A 20621-nucleotide genomic window follows, 5' to 3' on the forward strand; every position below is an offset into this window, starting at 1 on the left:
CCATCCCGGGGGTTTTGCGCCGGGTTCGTCCCCCCGGCGCCGGCCCGGTGGTGGCGGGTTTACGCCACCACCGACATCCGGCCTTCAGCAACCCTCCACAAAACCCTGTCACTTGCGAAAGGGTGAGCGGTCATCCGGATCCGAATTCCGGACTCTCTCTTTCACCAACAGGGATGCTGATGACCACCCTCGAATCCCGGGGCTCCATATCGGGGAGCTCCACCCCCGGGCACAGACGGACGGCGCGCGTCGTCGCCGCCGCCGGCCTGGTGGCCGCCCTCGTGGCGGCCGGCACCGCCCCCGCCCTCGCCGCCGACGGCCCGGCGGACCCCGCCCCGCCCAAGCCCGCGCCCGCCTCCGCCACCGCCGAGAAGCTGGGCGCGGCCGACACCGAGCGGCTGGCCGAGGCGGAGGCCACCGGCCGGAAGACCGTCACCGTCATGGTGGCCACCGCGCCGGGGCAGACCGAGCAGGTCGCCGCCCAGCTCGACGGCGTCACCGGCGCCACGGTCGGCACGACGTACGACCAGCTCGGTTACGTCCGCGCCACGCTCCCGACCGCGCAGGCCGAGTCGGCGCTGACGGCGGCCGCGAAGCTGCCTTCCGTCAAGGGCATCGACCTCCAGTACGAGATCGAGCTGGACGACCCGTCGCCCGACGCGGGCCAGTCCGCCGCGCGGGGCGCCCGCACCGGCGGCAAGGGCGCCGACCGGGGCCCGGGGGCCGGGACCCCGGCGAAGAATCCGTACAACCCGTCCCACGAGACGGGCGCGGTCGACTTCGTGAAGAAGTACCCCAAGGCCGACGGCCGGGGCGTGACCATCGGCATCCTGGACTCGGGTGTCGACCTGGACCACCCGGCGCTGCGGACGACCACCACCGGCGAGCGGAAGATCACCGACTGGGTGACCGCCACCGACCCGGTCGCCGACGGGGACGGCACGTGGCGCAGGATGAACGTCGCCGTGGAGGGGCCGACGTTCACCGCGGACGGCCGCACCTACCGGGCGCCGGCCGGGAAGCACGCCTTCAGCCAGTTCGCCGAGGCCGTCACCAAGGGCGGCGACATGGCGGGCGACCTCAACCGGGACGGCGACACCACCGACGTCTGGGGCGTGCTCTACGACGCCGCCGCCGGGACCGTCCGGGTCGACCTGAACGACAACGCCGACTTCACCGACGACGCCGCGATGAAGCCGTACAAGGACGGCTTCCAGGTCGGCCACTTCGGTACGGACGACCCGGCCACCCCGGTGGCCGAGCGCATCCCGTTCGTCGTGGAGATCCGCAAGGACGTGGTGTTCAACGCGAACGGCGACAAGGCGGACTACGTCAACATCGGCGTCGTCAACTCCGACCACGGCTCGCACGTCGCCGGCATCACCGCCGCCCACGGGCTGTTCGGCGGGAAGATGGACGGTGCCGCCCCCGGCGCGAAGCTCGTCTCCTCGCGCGCGTGCACCTGGTCCGGCGGCTGCACCAACACCGCCCTGACCGAGGGCATGGCCGACCTCGTCATCAACCGCGGCGTGGACATCGTCAACATGTCCATCGGCGGTCTGCCGGCGCTCAACTCCGGTGACAACGCCCGTGCGGAGCTGTACGGACGGCTGATCGACACCTACGGGGTGCAGCTGGTCATCTCGGCCGGCAACGAGGGCCCGGGCGTCAACACCATCGGCGACCCCGGCCTGGCCGACAAGGTCCTGTCGGTCGGCGCGGCCATCTCCCGGGACACCTGGAAGGCCAACTACAACTCGGTCGTCGCCAAGAAGTACGCGATGTTCCCCTTCTCCTCGCGCGGCCCGCGCGAGGACGGCGGCTTCACCCCGTCGATCTCCGCGCCCGGCTCGGCGGTCAACACCATCCCGCTGTGGATGGCCGGCGCCGGCGTCCCGGAGACCGACTACCAGCTGCCCGCCGGGTACGGAATGCTCAACGGCACCTCGATGTCCTCGCCGCAGGCGGCGGGCGCGAGCGCGCTGCTGATCTCCGCCGCGAAGCAGAAGCGCATCGAGCTGTCCCCGCTGGGCCTGCGCACCGCGCTGACCAGCACCGCCCACCGCATCCACGGGGTCGCCGCGCACGAGCAGGGCGCGGGCCTGATCGACGTCGTGGACGCCTGGGAGGCCGTCAAGGACGGCGCGACCGCCCACCAGTACACGGTCGCCGCGCCCGTCGACACCGCGCTGGAGCAGCACCTGACCAAGCCCGGCACCGGTATCTACGACCGTGAGGGCGGGCTGAAGGCGCACCAGAAGAAGGTGTACGACGTCACCATCACGCGCACGACGGGCCCGGACCGGCCGGTCGAGCACGAGCTGGACCTCAAGTACAACGACGGCACCTTCCGCATCCTCGGCGACGACGAGGTGGACCTGCCGCTGAACAAGCCGGTCACCGTCAAGGTGCAGGCGAAGGCCGGTTCCGCGGGCGTGCACAGCGCCATCCTGGAGGCGGACGACGAGGACACCGAGGGCGTCGACAAGCAGATCATGGCCACCGTGGTCGTCTCCCACGAGCTGGCCAAGGCTCCGCACACCTTCTCGGCACGGGGCAGCGTGCAGCGCAACAGCCATGTGTCGTACTTCGTGACCGTGCCGCAGGGCGCCAAGGCGCTGGAGGTGGCGATCGGCGGGCTGAAGGAGAAGAGCCAGACCCGGTTCATCTCCATCCACCCGTACGGCCTGGCCGTCGAGGACACCGCGTCCAACCTGTGCTACCCGCACTACAACCCGGCCAACACCTGCCGCCCGGACGCGCGCTCGTATGCCGACCCGGCGCCGGGCGTCTGGGAGATCGAGGTCGAGGCCCGGCGCACGTCGCCGGACCTGAACAACCCGTACACCCTGGACGTGGCGCTGCTGGGCGCGTCCTTCGACCCGGCCGTACGGGCCCTCCCGGAGGCGAAGGCCGGCACCCCGGCCGCGGTCGACTGGAAGGTCACCAACGGCTTCGCGGCGATCGACGGGCGGCTGAAGGGCGGCTCGCTCGGTTCGGCGAAGGTCGCCACGCCGACGATCAAGAACCATGAGCAGCAGACCGGTACGGTGACGGTCGGCGAGGGCGTCGAGCGGCTGGACGTGGCGATCGGCAACACCTCCGACAAGGGCGCCGACCTCGACCTCTCCGTCCTGAAGGACGGCAAGGTCGTGGGCCAGTCGGCGGACGGCGACTCGGAGGAGTCGGTCTCCCTGGTCAAGCCGGCCGCCGGTACGTACACGATCGTCGTCGACGGGTACGCGGTGCCGTCCGGGTCGACCACGTTCGACTACAAGGACGTGTACTTCTCGTCCTCGCTCGGCACGATCAAGGTCGACGAGTCGAAGCCGGTGAAGCTGGCGCGCGGCGCGTCCGCGCAGGTCACGGCGGAGGTGCTGGTCAACGGCGCCGCCCCGGAGGGCCGGCGGTTCTTCGGCGAGGTGTCGCTGCTGACGGCGCGCGGCACGGCCGCGGGCTCGGGCAGCGTGGTGATCGAGAAGGTCACTCCGTAACGCCGTACGCACAGTGAGTGAGGGCGGGCGTCCGGACCGGGCGCCCGCCCTTCGCGTCGGCTCGCGTGCTGCTTCTCACGTCGCGGACAATGAATTGGACAAGCCGGACCTGGTGATACGCATCATGGGGGCGGCAGCCAGGCCGCCAGGCCCGCAAGCACGTACGGAGGAACCCCTGTGAAGGTCGGAATCGTCGGAGCCACCGGTCAGGTCGGCACGGTCATGCGCAAGATCCTTGCCGAGCGGAACTTCCCGGTCACCGAGCTGCGACTCTTCGCCTCCGCGCGTTCGGCGGGCACCGAGCTGGACGGGGTGACGGTCGAGGACGCCTCCACCGCCGACTACACCGGCCTGGACATCGTGCTCTTCTCCGCCGGTGGCGCCACCTCCCGGGCGCTGGCCGAGAAGGTCGCCTCGCAGGGTGCCGTGGTGATCGACAACTCCTCCGCCTGGCGCCGGGACCCCGAGGTGCCGCTGGTGGTCTCCGAGGTCAACCCGCACGCGATCAAGGACCGCCCCAAGGGGATCATCGCCAACCCGAACTGCACCACCATGGCCGCCATGCCGGTGCTGAAGCCGCTGCACCAGGAGGCGGGTCTCACCGCCCTGGTCGCCACCACCTACCAGGCCGTCTCCGGCTCGGGCCTGGCCGGCGTCGCCGAGCTGGACGGCCAGGTCAAGGCCGTCGCCGACCGGGCGGCCGGGCTGACCCACGACGGCGAGGCCGTGGCGTACCCGGAGCCGGGCGTCTACAAGCGCCCCATCGCCTTCAACGTGCTGCCGCTGGCCGGCGCGATCGTCGACGACGGCTCCTTCGAGACGGACGAGGAGCAGAAGCTCCGCCACGAGTCCCGCAAGATCCTGGAGATCCCGGGGCTGAAGGTCTCCGGCACCTGTGTGCGCGTCCCGGTCTTCTCCGGCCACTCCCTCCAGGTCAACGCCCGCTTCGAGCGCCCGATCGGCGTGGAGCGCGCCTACGAGCTGCTGAAGGACGCCGAGGGCGTGGAGCTGTCGGAGATCCCCACCCCGCTCCAGGCGGCCGGCAAGGACGCCTCGTACGTGGGCCGCATCCGGGTGGACGAGACCGTCGAGAACGGCCTGGCGCTGTTCCTGTCCAACGACAACCTCCGCAAGGGCGCGGCGCTGAACGCGGTGCAGATCGCGGAGCTGGTCGCCGAGGAGCTCAAGGGCGCCTGACCGGGCACCCCGACGCACGAAGAGGCCGCCCCGCCGTGATCGGTGGGGCGGCCTCCGTGCGTCCGTGGAAGGATGACCGGAAACGTCGCACAACGAGGAGATGACCGGGTGCCTGGCACGAACCTGACCCGTGAGGAGGCCCGGCGGCGGGCCGAGCTGCTGACCGTGGACTCCTACGAGATCGACCTCGATCTCCGTGGCGCGCAGGAGGAGGCGACCTACCGGTCGGTGACCACCGTGCGCTTCGACTCCGCCGAGGACGGGGCGGAGACCTTCATCGACCTGGTGGCCCCGGCCGTGCACAAGGTGACCCTGAACGGGCACGCGCTGGACGTCGCCGCCGTCTTCCGGGACTCGCGGATCAAGCTGAAGCACCTGAAGCAGGGCCGCAACGAGCTGACGGTCGTGGCGGACTGCGCGTACACCAACACCGGTGAGGGCCTGCACAAGTTCGTCGACCCGGTCGACGACCAGGCGTACCTCTACACCCAGTTCGAGGTGCCGGACGCCCGGCGGGTGTTCGCCAGCTTCGAGCAGCCCGACCTGAAGGCCACGTTCCAGTTCACCGTGAAGGCACCGGCGGGCTGGACCGTCATCTCGAACAGCCCGACGCCGGAGCCCACGGACGACGTCTGGGTCTTCGAGCCGACCCCGCGGATCTCCACCTACATCACCGCCCTGATCGTCGGCCCGTACCACGCGGTGCACAGCACGTACGAGAAGGACGGGCAGACGGTGCCGCTGGGCATCTACTGCCGTCCCTCGCTGGCCGAGTACCTGGACGCGGACGCGATCTTCGAGGTGACCCGGCAGGGCTTCGACTGGTTCCAGGAGAAGTTCGACTACGCGTACCCCTTCGCCAAGTACGACCAGCTCTTCGTGCCGGAGTTCAACGCGGGCGCGATGGAGAACGCGGGCGCGGTGACCATCCGCGACCAGTACGTCTTCCGGTCCAAGGTGACGGACGCGGCGTACGAGGTGCGGGCGGAGACCATCCTGCACGAGCTGGCCCACATGTGGTTCGGCGACCTGGTCACCATGGAGTGGTGGAACGACCTGTGGCTGAACGAGTCGTTCGCCACCTACACCTCCATCGCCTGCCAGGCGGCGGCCCCCGGCTCGCGCTGGCCGCACTCGTGGACGACGTTCGCGAACTCGATGAAGACCTGGGCGTACCGGCAGGACCAGCTGCCGTCCACGCACCCGATCATGGCCGAGATCAACGACCTGGACGACGTCCTGGTCAACTTCGACGGCATCACCTACGCCAAGGGCGCCTCGGTGCTCAAGCAGCTGGTGGCGTACGTCGGCGAGGACGCCTTCTTCCGCGGCGTACAGGCGTACTTCAAGCGCCACGCGTTCGGCAACACCCGCCTGTCGGACCTGCTGGGCGCGCTGGAGGAGACCTCCGGGCGCGACCTGCGGACCTGGTCCACGGCCTGGCTGGAAACCGCCGGCATCAACATCCTCCGCCCGGAGATCGAGGTGGACGCCGACGGGGTGATCACCTCGTTCGCGGTGCTCCAGGAGGCCCCCGCGCTCCCCGCCGGCGCCAAGGGCGAGCCGGTGCTGCGCCCGCACCGCATCGCGATCGGCCTGTACGACCTGGACGGCGGCAAGCTGGTCCGCACCGAGCGGGTGGAGCTGGACGTCACGGCCACCGGGCGGACCGAGGTGGCGCGCCTCGCCGGCCTGCGGCGGCCCGCCGTGGTGCTGCTCAACGACGACGACCTGTCGTACGCCAAGGTCCGCCTGGACGAGGTGTCGCTGGAGAACGTCACCCGGCACCTCGGGGACTTCACCGAGTCCCTGCCGCGCGCGCTGTGCTGGGCGTCCGCCTGGGACATGACGCGGGACGGCGAGCTGGCCACGCACGCGTACCTGGAGCTGGTGCTGTCCGGCATCACCAAGGAGTCGGACATCGGTGTGGTGCAGTCGCTGCACCGCCAGGTGAAGCTGGCGCTGGACCTGTACGCGGCGCCGGCCCGGCGCGAGGCGGCCCTGGCGCGCTGGACCGAGGCGACGCTGGCGCACCTGCGCACCGCGGAGCCGGGCAGCGACCACCAGCTCGCCTGGGCGCGGGCGTTCGCCGCCACGGCCCGTACGCCCCAGCAGCTGGACCTGCTGACGGGTCTGCTGGAGGGCACCGAGACCATCGAGGGCCTGACCGTGGACACCGAGCTGCGCTGGGCGTTCGTGGAGCGGCTGGCGGCGACGGGCGTGTACGACGAGGCGGAGATCGCCGCGGAGTACGAGCGCGACCGCACGGCGGCCGGTGAGCGGCACGCGGCGACGGCGCGGGCGGCCCGGCCGACCGAGGAGGCCAAGGCCGAGGCGTGGGCGTCGGTGGTGGAGTCCGACAAGCTCCCGAACGCGGTCCAGGAGGCGGTGATCGGCGGCTTCGTCCAGACCGACCAGCGCGAGCTGCTGGCCCCGTACACCGAGCGGTTCTTCGAGGCCGTCAAGGACGTGTGGGAGTCCCGCTCGCACGAGATGGCGCAGCAGATCGCGGTGGGGCTGTACCCGGCGCTCCAGGTGTCCCGGGAGACGCTGGACGCCACCGACGCGTGGCTGGAGCGCGCGGAGCCCGGCGCGGCGCTGCGGCGGCTGGTGTCGGAGTCGCGGTCGGGCGTGGAGCGCGCGCTGAGGGCCCAGGCGGCCGACGCGTAACGCCGCCGCGCGGGCGAGGTGACGCCCCGGAGTCCGGAGGGCCGGACTCCGGGGCGTCGTCGTGCGCGGAGGGGCGGTGCCGGAGCGTGCGGAGGGGCGGTGCGGGCACGTGCGGAGGGGCGGTGCGGGCATGTGCGGACGGCAAGCGGTAGGCGATCGTCCACATGCTGACCCAGTGTCAACTGCCGTACGCACGAAGCGATAAGCTTCCGGGCCGTTGTGTCCTTTGATCTTTCGCTTTCGATCGTTTAAGGGTTCTGATGGTTCGAGAGGGATCGGCCCCCGGCAGTCCAGGGCCCGCCTCACCCGTCATATGGGCGTTGCCCGCCGTCCTGGTCGCAGCGGGTACCGCCGTGGCGGTGGCCCTGGTCTCCGCACCGGCGCGCACCCCGGTCGCCTGGCTCGGCGCCGCCGCCTTCGTGGCGGTCGCGCTCTCCTGCGGCGCGGCGGCCCGGCGCGGCCGGGAGCTGGCCCGGCTGCGGGCCGAGACCGCCGAGCGGGGCACCGCGCTGGCACGCCAGGAGGCGGAGACGGTACGGCTCGCCGAGACCCTGCTGCCGGACGTGGTGCGGCGGCTGCGCCAGGGCGAGTTCCCCGAGGACGTCCTCGCCTCGCTGGAGGCGGACGGGGCGTACGGGCCGGGGCTGACGCCCGAGTTCCGCGCCGCCCACCAGGCGGTGCTGCGCTCGGTGCTGGACGCCGTGGTCGCCGAGGAGGACCTGCGCGAGTCGGCGCAGCGCGCCTTCGTCAACATCGCCCGGCGCGTCCAGGCCATCGTGCACCAGCAGGCGCAGGAGCTGCGGGAGATGGAGGACCGGCACGGCCGCAGCCCCGGCGTCTTCGGCGACCTGCTGCGGCTGGACCACGGCACCGCGCTGATCGGCCGGCTCGCCGACTCCATCGCGGTGCTCGGCGGGGCGCGGCCGGGCCGCCAGTGGAACAAGGCCGTCCCGCTCTACAGCGTGCTGCGCGGGGCCATGTCCCGCATCATCGACTACCAGCGCGTGGAGCTGCACTCGGTGTCCGAGGTGGCCGTCGTCGGCCCCGCCGTCGAGCCCCTGATCCACGCGCTCGCCGAGCTGCTGGACAACGCCACCCGGTACTCGCCGCCGCGCACCAAGGTCCACCTGACGGCGGTGGACGTGAACGCGGGCATCGCCATCGAGATCGAGGACGGCGGCGTCAGCATGAGCGAGGAGGCCCGGAGCCGGGCCGAGCGCATGCTCCGCCAGGCCCAGCAGGGCCTCGACCTCAACGACCTGGGCGAGACGCCGCGCCTGGGCCTGGCCGTGGTGGGCCGGCTCTCGCAGGCGTACGACTTCCAGGTCTCGCTGCGCTCCTCGGCGTACGGCGGCGTCCGCGCGGTGCTCGTCGTCCCGCAGCAGCTGATCACCACCACCGCGGCGGCCACCGGCCTGGCCCACGGCATCGGCACCTCCTCGGGCCCCCGCGGCGCGGCCCTGGCGTCCTCGCCCGAGGCGCCGGCCGAGGCGCGCCCCGAGGCCCCGGCGGCCCCGGCCGCCACGGGCCCCGCCGCCCACACCGCCGGGCCCGCTGGTCCCACCGGCCCCGTTGGTTCCACCGGACCCACCGGACCCACCGCGCCCGAGGCGCCCGCCGTGGCGGAGCGGACGCCCAGCGGGCTGCCGCAGCGGCGCCGCAAGACGCGGGCGACGGCCCCGGCCGGGCCCGCCGCGACCGGCGACGCCACCGGGAGCCCCGTCAGCACCACCACCGCCCGGACCCCCGCCACCGAACCGGAAGCCACGCCCCACGTGCAGCCCGGCATGTGGCTGGCCGCCTTCCAGAGCGGCCTGTCCGGCGACCGCCACACCGGCGAAGACCAGAACAGCGACGCCTCGCCGGCCCCGGCGAGCAAGGGGGAACAGGCATGAGTCAGCAGCGGCCCGACATGGACTGGATGCTCAAGGACCTGGCCGAGAGCGTTCCGCAGACCCGCCATGTCATCGTGCTCTCCGCCGACGGCCTGCGCATGGCGCAGTACGGCGCCGAGACCGACACCGCGGACCGGCTGGCCGCCGCCTGCGCCGGCCTGCAGAGCCTCGCGGGCGCGGTCGCCGCCGAACTCCCGCGCAGCGAGGGGCGGATGCGGCTGGTCGTCATCGAGATGGACGGCGGCTTCTTCTACCTGATGGCGGCCGGCGCGGGGGCGTACCTCGCGGTCCTGGCCGACGAGGGCGTCGACGCCGGGCTGATGGGCCAGCGGATGCGCGACCTGGTGGCACGGATCGGAGAGCACCTGAGCAGCCCGCCCCGCCGCGACGGGCAGTTCGCGTGAGCGACCCCGACCACCCGCGCGGTGACGGACACGACTGGGAGAGCGGCAGCCCGGAGCGGCTGTACGTCATCACCGGTGGCCGCAGCGGGTCCTTAGAGTCCACCCCCCTCGACCTGGTCACGCTGATCGTGGCCAGGTCGGCCCCCCGGCCCGGTATGCAGCCGGAGCACGCGGCGATCGTCGGGATGTGCCAGGCCCCGCTGTCGGTGGCCGAGATCTCCGCGTACCTCTCCCTGCCGGTGAGCGTGGTGACCGTCCTGGTGGGCGACCTGCTCGCCGGCGGCGACGTCCTGGCACGCGCGCCCGTCGCCCGGGCCCAACTCCCCGACCCGGCATTGATTGAGGCAGTGATCGATGGACTTCAGAAGCTCTGAGCCGCCCGCCGGGCCGCCGCACGCGGACGCCCTGCCGGCCACGACCACCGCCGCGGTCAAGGTGGTGGTCGTGGGCGGCTTCGGGGTGGGCAAGACGACCCTGGTCGGCGCGGTCAGCGAGATCCGGCCGCTGACCACCGAGGAGACGATGACCCAGGCCGGGGTCGGCGTCGACGACACGGCGGGCGTGGAGCGCAAGACCTCCACCACGGTGGCCATGGACTTCGGCCGGATCAGCATCAACGAGGAGCTGGTGCTGTACCTCTTCGGCACGCCCGGCCAGGAACGCTTCTGGTTCCTCTGGCGCGGCCTGTTCGAGGGCGCGCTGGGCGCGGTCGTCCTGGTCGACACCCGCCGGCTGGAGGTCAGCTTCGACGTGATCGGCCGCCTGGAGGAGCGCGGCGTCCCCTTCGTGGTCGCCGTCAACACCTTCCCCGGCGCCCCCGAGCACCCGCTGGAGGAACTGCGCGGCGCGCTCGACCTGCCGGAGTCCGTGCCGATCGTGCTGTGCGACGCCCGCCGCCGCGACTCCAGCCGCGACGTCCTGATGACGCTGATGCGCTACCTGCACTCCCTCGCCGTGACCCCGGAGGCTTCCTGACGGGGCATCAAGCACGATGCGGCACAGGGGCGCCCTCCCCCGGGGGGCGCCCCTGTGCCTGTGCGGTCGTGCGGTGGTGCGGTGGTGCGGTGAAGACCGCCCGGCGGGCGGGCGACGGTGCGCGGCCGCCCGCCGGGCGGAGCCGGTCAGCCGGTGAGCGTGCTCCAGCGGGCGCGCAGGGCGGCCGTGCCCCGGTCGGTGAGCGAGCCGTGCAGGCGCATCCGGGCGATGCCGCCGTCGGGGAAGGCGTCCAGCCGGACATGGGTGACGACCGCCGGGGCGGGCAGCGCGAACCGGTGCAGGGTGTCGGGCTGGAGCCGGGTGCGGGGCACGATCTCGAACCACTCGCCGCTCTCGCCGTCCCGCCCCTGGAGGGCGATCCAGCCGGCGGAGTTGCCCTTGAGGTACGCGGTGTCGATCTCGACGGCCCGGACGGCGCCCTGGGCGGCGAGGCGGAAGCGCACCCAGTCGTTGGTGCCGCGCACCCGGCGGCGGCGGTTCTCCCAGCCGTCGTCCATCTTGCGCGAGGTGCCGGGCAGGATGATCTGCGTGGGCGAGGAGTAGAACTTGTCCGACGCGTCCTCGTACGAGCCGCCGTTGAGTACGGAGACGAGGTCGACGGTGCCGAGCAGCTCCAGCCACTCGGGGTCGGGCACGACCTCGCCGTGGACCCGGAGCCGGGCGATGCCGCCGTCGGGGTGCTGGCACAGGCGCAGGTGGGTGTAGCGGCGCTCGGCGGTGATCTCGAAGCCGTTGGCGGCGTGGCCGCGCACGGGGGTGGGCGGGACCAGCTCGTCCCACGTCACGTCGTCGGCGAGCAGCTCCTCGGGGCTGGGCGAGCCGGGGACGGCGGCGGCCTGGACGGAGACGCGCTGCGGGTAGTTGCCCCGGAAGTGGGCGGTGTCGACGACGATGCCGCGGATGACGCCGGGCGCGCCGAGGCGGACGATCGCCCAGTCGTGCTCCTCGGGCGCCGGGAAGGGGTCCCGGGCGTCGGCGCCGCGCCGGCGGCGGGTCTCCCAGCCGTCCATGATCTTGCCCTTGTGGCCGAAGTGCTCGGGGTCGAACACGGCCCGCTCGCGGACCAGGAGGTTCTCGCGCTCGGCGAAGAACTCGTCGTTGGCCGCCACGACTCCGGCGCCGAGGCGGCGGTCGGCCAGGTCGACCAGCTCGGTGAAGGGGAAGTCGCCGGAGCGGTAGTCGGCGTAGGGGTCGCCGCCGCCGTAGGGCGCGGCGTCGTTGGCGTGGGGGTCCTGTCCGGGGGCGTCGTGGCCGGCGTCGAAGGTCATACCCCCGACTGTCCCGCCCCGGGACCGGTGAGGTCCATCGGAAGTTTCTTCACTGGTTGTTAAGCAGGGCTGAACAGTTCGCGGCGGTACCCTGGAGGCATGGGCCAGCCGCAGGGCGCCGGCCCGGGCGGGCGCCGGGAACGGGCCGACGCCGCGGACAACCGGCGCCGGATCCTGGAGGCCGCCGCGCGGATAGTCGCCGACCGGGGCGCGGGGGCGCTGACGATGAACGCGGTCGCCCACGAGACGGGCATCGGGGTCGGCACGGTCTACCGCCGCTTCGGGGACGTGGCCCAGCTGCTGTTCGCGCTGCTGGACGAGCGGGAGAAGCGGTTCCAGGACGCGTTCATGACCGGCCCGCCGCCGCTGGGCCCCGACGCCCCGCCGCTCGACCGGCTGCGGGCGTTCCTGCACGCGCTGGCCGACCGCGTGGCGGACCAGCTCGACATGCTGCTCGCCGCCGAGGCCGCCGCCCCGGCCGCCCGCTACCGGAGCGGGGCGTACGCGACGCTGCACGCGCATGTGACGGTCCTGGTGACCCGCGTACGGCCCGAGGCGGACGCGTCGCTGCTGGCCCATCTGCTGCTCGCGCCGTTCACGCCGAGCCTGGTGCACCATCTGACGCGGGAGGGCGGCCGGAGCACGGACGACCTCAAGGCGGCCACCGACGCGCTGCTGCGGGGCCTCGCACCGGGCGGCTCCTGACCGCCCGCGGGGTCAGCGCCGGGCGGCGACCTCCCGCAGCGCCGCCAGCAGCCGGGCCACCGCCGGGGCGGACTCGGCGCCCCGGCGCACCGCGGCCACCACGTGGCGGCGCGGCTGGTCGGCCTCCAGCACCCGCATCACCACGCCCGAGGCGCGCTCGGCCGCCGCCATGCGGGGCACCAGGGCGATGCCCATGCCGGCCTCCACCATCGCCAGGATCGCGGTCCACCCGGCGGCCGAGTGGGCCTGCTCGGGCACGAAGCCGGCGGCCTCGCACGCCGCCCGGGTGATCTCCGACCAGGGGCCGCTGCCCCCGAAGATCCACCGCTCCCCGGACAGGTCGGCGAGCCGCAGCCCGGGCGCCCCGGCCAGCGCGTGCCCGGCCGGCAGGGCCACGTCCAGCGGGTCGGCCAGCAGCGGCACCCGGCTGAACTTGGGGTCCCGGGCGCTCGGCGCGTGGGCGGCCAGCGACAGCGCCAGGTCCACCTGGCCGGCCGACAGCAGCTCGTACGCCTCGGCGGCCTCGGCCTCCCGCACCCGCACCTCCAGGCCCGGGTGCGCCGAGCGCAGCCGCAGCACGGCGGGGACGACCAGGGCGGGCACGGCCGTGGAGAAGGCCCCCACCCGGACCTCGCCGGCCTCCCCCTGGAGGTAGCCGGCCAGTTCGGCGTCGGCGCGCTCCAGCTGGGCGAACACCGCCTCGGCGTGGCGCAGCACCAGGTGGGCCGCGTCGGTGAGCCGCACCCGGCGCCCATGGGCCTCCAGCAGCCGTACCCCCAGCTGCTTGGAGAGGTTGGTCAGTTGCTGCGAGACGGCCGAGGGGGTCATCAGCAGCGCCTCGGCGGTGGCGGTCACGGTCTCCCGGTCGCGCAGGGTGCGGAGGATCTGGAGCTTCTTGATGTCCCACTCGGTCATGTCCGGCAACCTATACGCGGTCGCCCGGGCACGGTCACCTGCCGCGGGCGGTCCCGAGGACGACGCCGCCCAGGATCAGCGCCATGCACAGGACGTGCCAGGGGCCCATCGACTCGCCGAGCAGCAGCCAGGACAGCAGCGCCACGCACACCGGCTGGAGGTAGTAGACGACTCCGGCGCGGGCGGCGCCGATCAGCGCGACGGCCTTGTTCCAGGCGAAGAAGGCGAGGGCGGAGGAGAAGACCCCGACGTACACCAGCGGGCCGACGGTGCCGGCCGTGGGCGGGAAGCCGCCCTGGACGGCGAGGCTGATCCCGTACGCCGGCAGCAGCATCAGCGCGCCCAGCGCGAACGTGGCGAAGAGGAAGGCCGGTCCGCCGAGCCCGGCGGGCCGGCGCCTGAGCAGGGCGCTGTACGAGGCGAAGCAGAGCGCGGCGGCCACGATCCACAGGTCGCCCGCGCCGGGCCCGGACGCCGGGGAGCCGTTGCCGACGAGGAGCACGACGCCCGCGCAGGCGACCAGCATGCCGGTGACGCGGCGCGGCCCGAGGCGGGCGCCGCCGAGCTTCTCGTACACCGCCATCAGGACCGGGGAGGCGGCCATCACCATGCCCATGGTGGAGGCGGAGGTGGTCAGTCCGGCCTGGTTGACCAGGGTGTTGTAGACGGTGACGCCGAGCAGGGCGGCCAGGGTGACGAAGCCGGCGTGGCGGCGGATCGGGCCGCGCTGCCGCCAGGCCGCGCGGGCGGCGTAGGGGGCGACGGCCAGGAGGGCGACGATCCAGCGCCAGAAGGCGGCCTGGACCGGGGGCACGGAGTCGTGCAGGGCGCGGGAGGTGACGAAGCTGCCGGACCAGACGACCGTCGCGAGGGCCGCGAGGAGGAGCCCCGGCCCCACCGCCCGGGCGGCCGGTCCCCTCCTGCTCGTCGGCTCTCCGGTACGGACGCGGTCCAGGACTGCCACGGCTGCCCCCTGCCTTCCTCCCCGTGCGGGGATCGTGGTCGAGGGCTCCACCGTCGCACCGCGCCACCCATAAGGTCCATCGAAACCTTCTGAGCACACATTTCAGCTGTGCTGAACAATGGTGTCGGGGGGTGTACGGGAACGCCGAAAACCCGGGCGGTACGGGGTACCACCCGGGTGGGGCTGCCGCGGGGAGGGTCAGGCCTTCTTGGAGCGGTCCATCACCATGACCAGGCCCGCGATGACCGCGAACAGCACGAGCGGCGCGGCGACGAACAGGCCGAGGGTCTCGGCCACGCTCAGGCCGGAGCCCGGGTCGTCACCGTCGTCGCGGGTGAGCGCGAGCGCGGGGGACGTCATCAGCAGCATCATCAGCGTCGTACCGGCCGTGACGGCGCCGGCGCGCAGGGCGTTCTTCTTGTCCACGGTGCAAACGTAGCGAACGGCTAGGAGCCGCGCGCGTCCGGGGGTGCCGTGGACGGCCGGAGCACGTCCATCAGGGCGTGCAGCCGGGGCGAGGCGGCCAGCTCCTCCAGGGTGACGGGGCGGCCCTCCGCGTCGGCGACGGGCAGCCGCCAGTTCGGGTACTGGTCCCAGGTGCCCGGCAGGTTCTGCGGGCGGCGGTCGCCGACCGCGTCCGGGAGCCAGACGCCGGTCATCCGCGCGGGGGTGAGCCGCAGGAAGCGGTGGACCGCCCGGATCTCGGCCTCCTCGTCGCGCGGCCCCTCCTCCAGTACGCCCAGCTCCCGCAGGTACGCGAGCCATTCGGCGACGTCCCGGGCGTCGTCGGCCCGCTCCTCGCCGAGGGGGCGGGTCAGCAGCCCGAGCCGGTGGCGCAGGGCGACATGGTCGCCGGTGAGCCGGGCGGCGGTGGACGGCAGGTCGTGGGTGGTGGCGGTGGCCACGCAGTCGGCGCGCCAGGCGTCCGGCGGCAGCGGCCGGCCCGTCCCCTCCCAGTCGCGCTCGAACCACATCACGGAGGTGCCGAGCACGCCGCGCCGCTGGAGCGCCTCCCGTACGCCGGGCTCGACCGTGCCGAGGTCCTCGCCGATCACCACGGCGCCGGCGCGGTGGGCCTCCAGGGCGAGGACGGCGAGCATGGCGTCGGCGTCGTAGCGGACGTAGGTGCCCTCGGTGGGGCGGCGGCCCTCGGGGATCCACCAGAGCCGGAACAGCCCCATGACGTGGTCGATGCGGAGCGCCCCGGCGTGCCGGAGCAGGCCGCGCAACAGGTCGCGGTACGGGGCGTAGCCGGAGGCGGCCAGCGCGTCGGGGCGCCACGGCGGCAGGCCCCAGTCCTGGCCCAGGGCGTTGAAGGCGTCCGGCGGGGCGCCCACCGACATGCCGGCGGCGAAGGTGTCCGCCTGCGCCCAGGCGTCGGCGCCGTCCGGGTGGACCCCGACCGCGAGGTCGTGGACGATCCCGACGGACATGCCCGCCTCGCGGGCGGCGCGGGCGGCGGCGCCGAGCTGCTCGTCGGTGAGCCAGGCGAGCCGACGGTGGAAGTCGATCCGGTCGGCCAGCTCGTCACGCGCCCGCGCGGTGGCGGCCGAGCGCGGGTCGCGCAGCCCGGCGGGCCACTGGGTGCGGTCGGAGCCGTGGCGCTCGGCCAGGGCGCACCAGGTGGCGTGGTCGAGCAGGGCCCGGCCGTGCCCGGCGGTGAAGGCGCGCAGGGCGGCCTGGCGGCCGGGGCCGAGCGGGACGCGCAGCAGCAGCTCCAGGGCCCGGCGCTTGAGCACCCACACCGCGTCCCGGTCGATCAGCTCGCCCTTGCGCAGCACCCCCTCGCGCAGCTCGGCGGCCCGCCCGAGGAGCGCGTCCAGCTCGGCCCGCTCCTCGGGGCCCAGGTGCACGCGCGCGTAGGCGTACTCGGGGACGTCCTCGATCCGCAGGTGCACCGGGTCGGGGAAGCGCCGCGAGGAGGGGCGGTAGGGGGACGGGTCGGTGGGTGTGCCGGGCACGGCCGCGTGCAGCGGGTTGACCTGGACGAACCCGGCGCCCAGGTCGCGGCCCGCCCATCCGGCGAGCTCCCGCAGGTCGCCGAGGTCGCCCATGCCCCAGGAGCGGGCGGACAGCAGCGAGTAGAGCTGGACCAGCAGGCCGTGCCCGCGCGCGGGGGGCTGCGGCACGCGCGCGGGGGCGACGACGAGCGTGGCGGCGGCCGTGCGCCCGTCCCGGGCCCGGGCCTCGACCCGGTGGACGCCGAGGGGCAGCCGGGCCCAGCGGGGCGTGCCGGAGATCTCGTCGCCGTGCTCGGTGACGATCCGCAGCTCGGTGCCCGGCGGGAGCGCGGTGACCGGTCGCGGCGGCTCGGGCGGGCCGTCCTGCCACAGGACGAGCGTCGGCGGGAGCAGCCGGTCGTCCCCGGCCGCCTCGGTGGCGGCCAGGGACGCGCGCAGCGCCCCGGGGGTGGTGGCGTCGACGCCCAGGGCGGCGAGGACCTCGACCACCGTGGCGTCGGGGACCGGGACGGTGACACCCGCGGAAGGGGAGTACGCGGTGGCGACACCGTGCAGCGCGGCGAGCCGGGCAAGGGTCATTCAGGCTCCTGGGGACTCCGGTCCGCCGGCCGTGCGGTGCGCGGTCGGCTCGCTGGTGAGGGGGGTGAAGTCGGTGAGGGCGGGTTCGCTGGTGAGCGGGGTGGCGTCGGGAAGCGGCGGTTCGCTGGTGAGGGGTTCGCTGCTGAGGGGCGCGCCGGCCTCGGGCAAGCCGGTGAGGGGGCAGAAGCCGGGGCCGTACCCGGAGACCGGTTCACGGGTCGCGGGGACGGTTCCCGGGGCCTGTTTGGAGAGGGCGGAGAGCAGGAGCTGGGCGGAAGCGGCCACGGTGGCCTCCCTGTGCGGACGACAGTGGGACACAGCAGCCCTACCCAGTCGTCGGCCACACATCCGCGGAACGTGGTGTCGGTCACATCGCCTTCCCGGGGCGGGAGTTGGACGGCACCCCGCGCCCCGGTAGGCAAATACGACACAACGGCCACGCACATTGACACCTTCGGCGAGTCGGTGGTGGGCTCGAAACCGACCGGTTCGGTCATCGCTCCGGCCACCGGCCAAGCTACTCGCAGGACAGCGAAAGACGAGGGGGGACGCGCGTGCGGAACGGGCGCTTCGGCCGCGGGAAGCGGACCGCGACGGCCGTGGCCGTCGCCGTGATCGGCGGACTGCTGGGCGGCGCTCCCGGCGCGCACGCCGCGCCCGGCGGACCCGGCTCCCCCACGACGGCCTCCCCGGAGCGGGACGGCACGGCCGTGCCCCCGGTGTGGCCGCGCCCGCAGTCCCTCCGGGCGGCGGGCACCGCGGTGCCCCTCGGCGACGAGGTGACGATCGTCACGGGCGAGGGCGCCGACCCGTACGCGGCGACCGCGCTGGAGGGCGTCCTGCGTGACGCGGGCGTCCACACGGTGTACACCGGCGGGCGGCAGGGGCGCGGTCCCGCGGTGCTGCTGGGCGGGGACGGCGCGCGGGACGCGCTGCGCGCCCTGCGGGCGCCGGAGCGGGGTGACCTGCCGTCGGGCGGCTACCGGATCGCCACCGGCCGGTACGAGGACCGGGACACCGTCGCGGTCGACGGCGAGGGCCCCGACGGGCTGTTCCACGCCGTGCAGACCCTGCGCCAGCTCATAGCCGGCGGGCGGGCCGTGCCCGGCGTCGTGGTGCGCGACTGGCCCGGCACGGCCGTGCGCGGCCTCACGGAGGGCTTCTACGGCCGCCCGTGGAGCCACCAGCAGCGGCTCGCCCAGCTGGACTTCATGGGCCGCACCAAGCAGAACCGGTACCTGTACGCGCCGGGCGACGACCCCTTCCGCCAGGCGCAGTGGCGCGACCCCTACCCGGCGGCGCAGCGGGCCGAGTTCCGCGAGCTGGCCGAGCGCGCCCGGCGCAACCACGTGACGCTGACCTGGGCGGTGTCGCCGGCCCAGTCGATGTGCCTGTCCTCCGGGGACGACCTGGCGGCGCTCAAGCGCAAGGCCGACGCGATGTACGCGCTGGGGTTCCGCGCCTTCCAGGTGCAGTTCCAGGACGCCTCGTACGACGAGTGGCACTGCTCGCGGGACGCGGACACCTTCGGCTCGGGCCCCGACTCCGCGGCCCGGGCGCACGCGCGCGTGGCGACGGAACTGGCGCGGCACCTCGCCGGCCGGTACCCGGACGCCGAGCCGGTGACGCTGATGCCGACCGAGTACTACCAGGACGGCACCACCGAGTACCGCACGGCGCTCGCCGCCGCGCTGGACGACCGGGTGCAGGTGGCGTGGACGGGCGTCGGCGTGGTGCCCCGGACGATCACCGGCCGGGAGCTGGCGGGCGCGCGCGAGGCGTTCGGGCACCCGCTGGTCACCATGGACAACTACCCGGTCAACGACTACGCCCAGGACCGGATCTTCCTCGGCCCCTACATGGGGCGCGAGCCCGCGGTCGCCGCCGGGTCCGCCGCCCTGCTGGCGAACGCGATGGAGCAGGCCGCCGCCTCCCGCATCCCCGTCTTCACCGCCGCCGACTACGCCTGGAACCCCCGCGGCTACCGCCCCGGCGAGTCCTGGCACGCCGCCCTGACCGACCTGGCGGGCGGCGACCCGGAGACCCGCCGGGCCCTGCACGCCCTGGCGGGCAACGACGCCTCGTCGATCCTCAGCCGCACCGAGTCGGCGTACCTGCGCCCGCTGCTGGGCGCTTTCTGGCGCACCCGGGCGAGCACCACGGCGGACCCCGCGGCCCGGGACCGGGCGGCGCGGGAGCTGCGCGCGGCGTTCTCCGTGATGCGCGGCGCCCCGCAGCGGCTGGCGGGCGCGGCGGACGGCACGCTGGACGACGAGGTGCGGCCCTGGCTGGAGCAGCTCGCGCGGTACGGCCGGGCCGGCGAGGCCGCGGTCGACATGCTCCAGGCGCAGAGCCGGGGCGACGGGGCGGCGGCCTGGCGGGCCTCGCTGGAGCTGGAGCCGCTCCGCCGGGACCTGGCGGCCAGCCCGGTCACGGTCGGCGAGGGCGTGCTGGACCCGTTCCTGAAGCGGGCCGCCGAGGAGGCCGCGCGCTGGACCGGCGCCTCCCGCGACACGGGCACGCCGGAGCGCGTGGACGGCGCCTACACGGTGCGGCTGGGCCGGGCGCGCCCGCTGGACACGGTCACCGCGATGACGGTGCCGGGCGACCGCCCCGCGCACGGCACGGTCGAGGCGCATGTGCCCGGCCAGGGGTGGCGGCCGCTGGGCGCCCTGTCGGGCAGCGGCTGGACGCAGGCCGCCGCGCGGGGCGTGTCCGCCGACGCCGTACGGATCACCTGGGCCGGCCGCTCCCCCGGCGTCCGGGCCCTGGTGCCCTGGTTCGCGGACGAGCCGCAGGCCCGCCTGGACCTGCCGCGCACCGAGACCGACGCGGTGATCGGCGGCGCCCCGCGCCGGGTCGACGCGGTGCTGGCCGCCCAGCGGCCGGGCGAGGTGCGCGGCGCCCTCACCGCGAAGGCCCCCAAGGGCCTCAAGGTCACCGTCCCGAAGCAGACGACCGTCCCGCGCGGCACCAAGGCGACGGTCCCGGTCGACATCACCGTCCCGGCGGACACCCCGTCGGGCGAGTACCGGGTGCCGCTGTCCTTCGAGGGCCAGGAGCGCACGCTGACCGTGCGCGCCTTCCCCGCCACGGGCGGCCCGGACCTGGCCCGTACGGCACGGGCCTCGTCGTCGGGCGACGAGACCGCCGACTTCCCCGCCTCGGCCGCGGTCGACGGCGACCCGGCCACCCGCTGGTCCTCCCCGGCGGAGGACGGCGCCTGGTGGCAGCTGGAGCTGGAGCGGCCGGTACGGCTGGGCCAGGTGGTGCTGCACTGGCAGGACGCCCACGCGGCGAAGTACCGGGTCCAGGTCTCCGCCGACGGCCGCGTCTGGCGTACGGCCGCCACCGTCCGGGACGGCCGCGGCGGCCGCGAGACGATCCGCATGGACGCCTCCGGCACCCGTTTCGTCCGCATCCAGGGCGACGCCCGGGCCACCGAGTACGGCTACTCGCTGTTCACGGTGGAGGCCTACGCGGTGACGCCCCCGCCGAAGCCGGCGACACCGGCGACACCGGGCGGCACGCCGGGCGAGTGAGGCGAAGGGGCGGAGGTAGACCGTCGGCGCA

15 protein-coding genes are annotated in these 20621 nt (G+C 74.4%); 9 read left to right on the forward strand and 6 right to left on the reverse strand.

The features are described 5' to 3' along the window. The first annotated feature begins 179 nt into the window (after positions 1-179). From ACF08D_RS09870 to ACF08D_RS09900, 7 genes are all read left to right on the forward strand, one after another. The gene (locus tag ACF08D_RS09870; protein ID WP_392222042.1) at positions 180-3494 is read left to right on the forward strand and encodes a S8 family serine peptidase; all 3315 of its coding nucleotides are present in this window, start codon (positions 180-182) and stop codon (positions 3492-3494) included. Between the two features lie 177 nt (positions 3495-3671). Then, the gene (locus ACF08D_RS09875; protein WP_392222043.1) at positions 3672-4691 is read left to right on the forward strand and encodes an aspartate-semialdehyde dehydrogenase; all 1020 of its coding nucleotides are present in this window, start codon (positions 3672-3674) and stop codon (positions 4689-4691) included. Positions 4692-4799: 108 nt separating this feature from the next. After that, on the forward strand, positions 4800-7361 hold the full coding sequence (gene pepN / locus ACF08D_RS09880; protein WP_392222044.1) for an aminopeptidase N: 2562 nt from the start codon (positions 4800-4802) through the stop codon (positions 7359-7361). 260 nt (positions 7362-7621) lie between these two features. Beyond that, positions 7622-9256, forward strand: coding sequence for a sensor histidine kinase (locus ACF08D_RS09885; RefSeq protein ID WP_392222045.1), 1635 nt, complete (start codon positions 7622-7624; stop codon positions 9254-9256). After that, positions 9253-9660 carry a roadblock/LC7 domain-containing protein gene (locus ACF08D_RS09890; RefSeq protein ID WP_392222046.1) on the forward strand — a complete coding sequence of 136 codons (408 nt, stop codon included), beginning with the start codon at positions 9253-9255 and terminating at the stop codon, positions 9658-9660. Before ACF08D_RS09885 ends, ACF08D_RS09890 begins: the two co-directional genes overlap by 4 nt. Further along, positions 9657-10034: a DUF742 domain-containing protein gene (locus tag ACF08D_RS09895; RefSeq protein WP_392222047.1), complete on the forward strand. Its 378-nt coding sequence runs from the start codon at positions 9657-9659 to the stop codon at positions 10032-10034. Before ACF08D_RS09890 ends, ACF08D_RS09895 begins: the two co-directional genes overlap by 4 nt. Beyond that, a complete protein-coding gene (locus ACF08D_RS09900) occupies positions 10015-10635 on the forward strand; it encodes an ATP/GTP-binding protein (RefSeq protein WP_392222048.1) in 621 nt (206 codons plus the stop codon). Before ACF08D_RS09895 ends, ACF08D_RS09900 begins: the two co-directional genes overlap by 20 nt. 146 nt (positions 10636-10781) lie before the next feature. Here the strand turns inward: ACF08D_RS09900 and alc are convergent, their stop codons facing one another. Further along, entirely contained in the window at positions 10782-11924 is a 1143-nt protein-coding gene (gene alc, locus ACF08D_RS09905; protein WP_392222049.1) for an allantoicase, read from the reverse strand. A gap of 99 nt (positions 11925-12023) precedes the next feature. Here alc and ACF08D_RS09910 point away from each other — a divergent pair, with 99 nt between their 5' ends. After that, positions 12024-12629 (forward strand): TetR/AcrR family transcriptional regulator, encoded by a 606-nt coding sequence (locus tag ACF08D_RS09910; protein WP_392222050.1) that lies wholly within the window; start codon positions 12024-12026, stop codon positions 12627-12629. A 12-nt stretch (positions 12630-12641) separates the two neighbouring features. On the opposite strand, the gene ACF08D_RS09915 is transcribed toward ACF08D_RS09910, so the two are convergent. The 5 genes from ACF08D_RS09915 to ACF08D_RS09935 form a co-directional block, all read right to left on the reverse strand. Beyond that, on the reverse strand, positions 12642-13544 hold the full coding sequence (locus ACF08D_RS09915; protein ID WP_392222051.1) for a LysR substrate-binding domain-containing protein: 903 nt from the start codon (positions 13542-13544) through the stop codon (positions 12642-12644). Positions 13545-13578: 34 nt separating this feature from the next. Beyond that, a complete protein-coding gene (locus tag ACF08D_RS09920) occupies positions 13579-14508 on the reverse strand; it encodes a DMT family transporter (protein WP_392222052.1) in 930 nt (309 codons plus the stop codon). A gap of 198 nt (positions 14509-14706) precedes the next feature. Continuing rightward, complete coding sequence (locus ACF08D_RS09925; protein WP_392222053.1) at positions 14707-14934, reverse strand: hypothetical protein; 228 nt, start codon at positions 14932-14934, stop codon at positions 14707-14709. Positions 14935-14954: 20 nt separating this feature from the next. Continuing rightward, the gene (gene malQ, locus ACF08D_RS09930; protein ID WP_392222054.1) at positions 14955-17048 is read right to left on the reverse strand and encodes a 4-alpha-glucanotransferase; all 2094 of its coding nucleotides are present in this window, start codon (positions 17046-17048) and stop codon (positions 14955-14957) included. Continuing rightward, positions 17049-17333: a hypothetical protein gene (locus ACF08D_RS09935; RefSeq protein WP_392222055.1), complete on the reverse strand. Its 285-nt coding sequence runs from the start codon at positions 17331-17333 to the stop codon at positions 17049-17051. A 269-nt stretch (positions 17334-17602) separates the two neighbouring features. Between ACF08D_RS09935 and ACF08D_RS09940 the strand changes: the two genes are divergently transcribed. Further along, complete coding sequence (locus ACF08D_RS09940) at positions 17603-20590, forward strand: beta-N-acetylglucosaminidase domain-containing protein (RefSeq protein WP_392222056.1); 2988 nt, start codon at positions 17603-17605, stop codon at positions 20588-20590. Positions 20591-20621: the final 31 nt, after the last annotated feature.

This window comes from Streptomyces sp. NPDC015131 (assembly GCF_043079975.1).
In the GTDB taxonomy this organism is placed as follows: domain Bacteria; phylum Actinomycetota; class Actinomycetes; order Streptomycetales; family Streptomycetaceae; genus Streptomyces.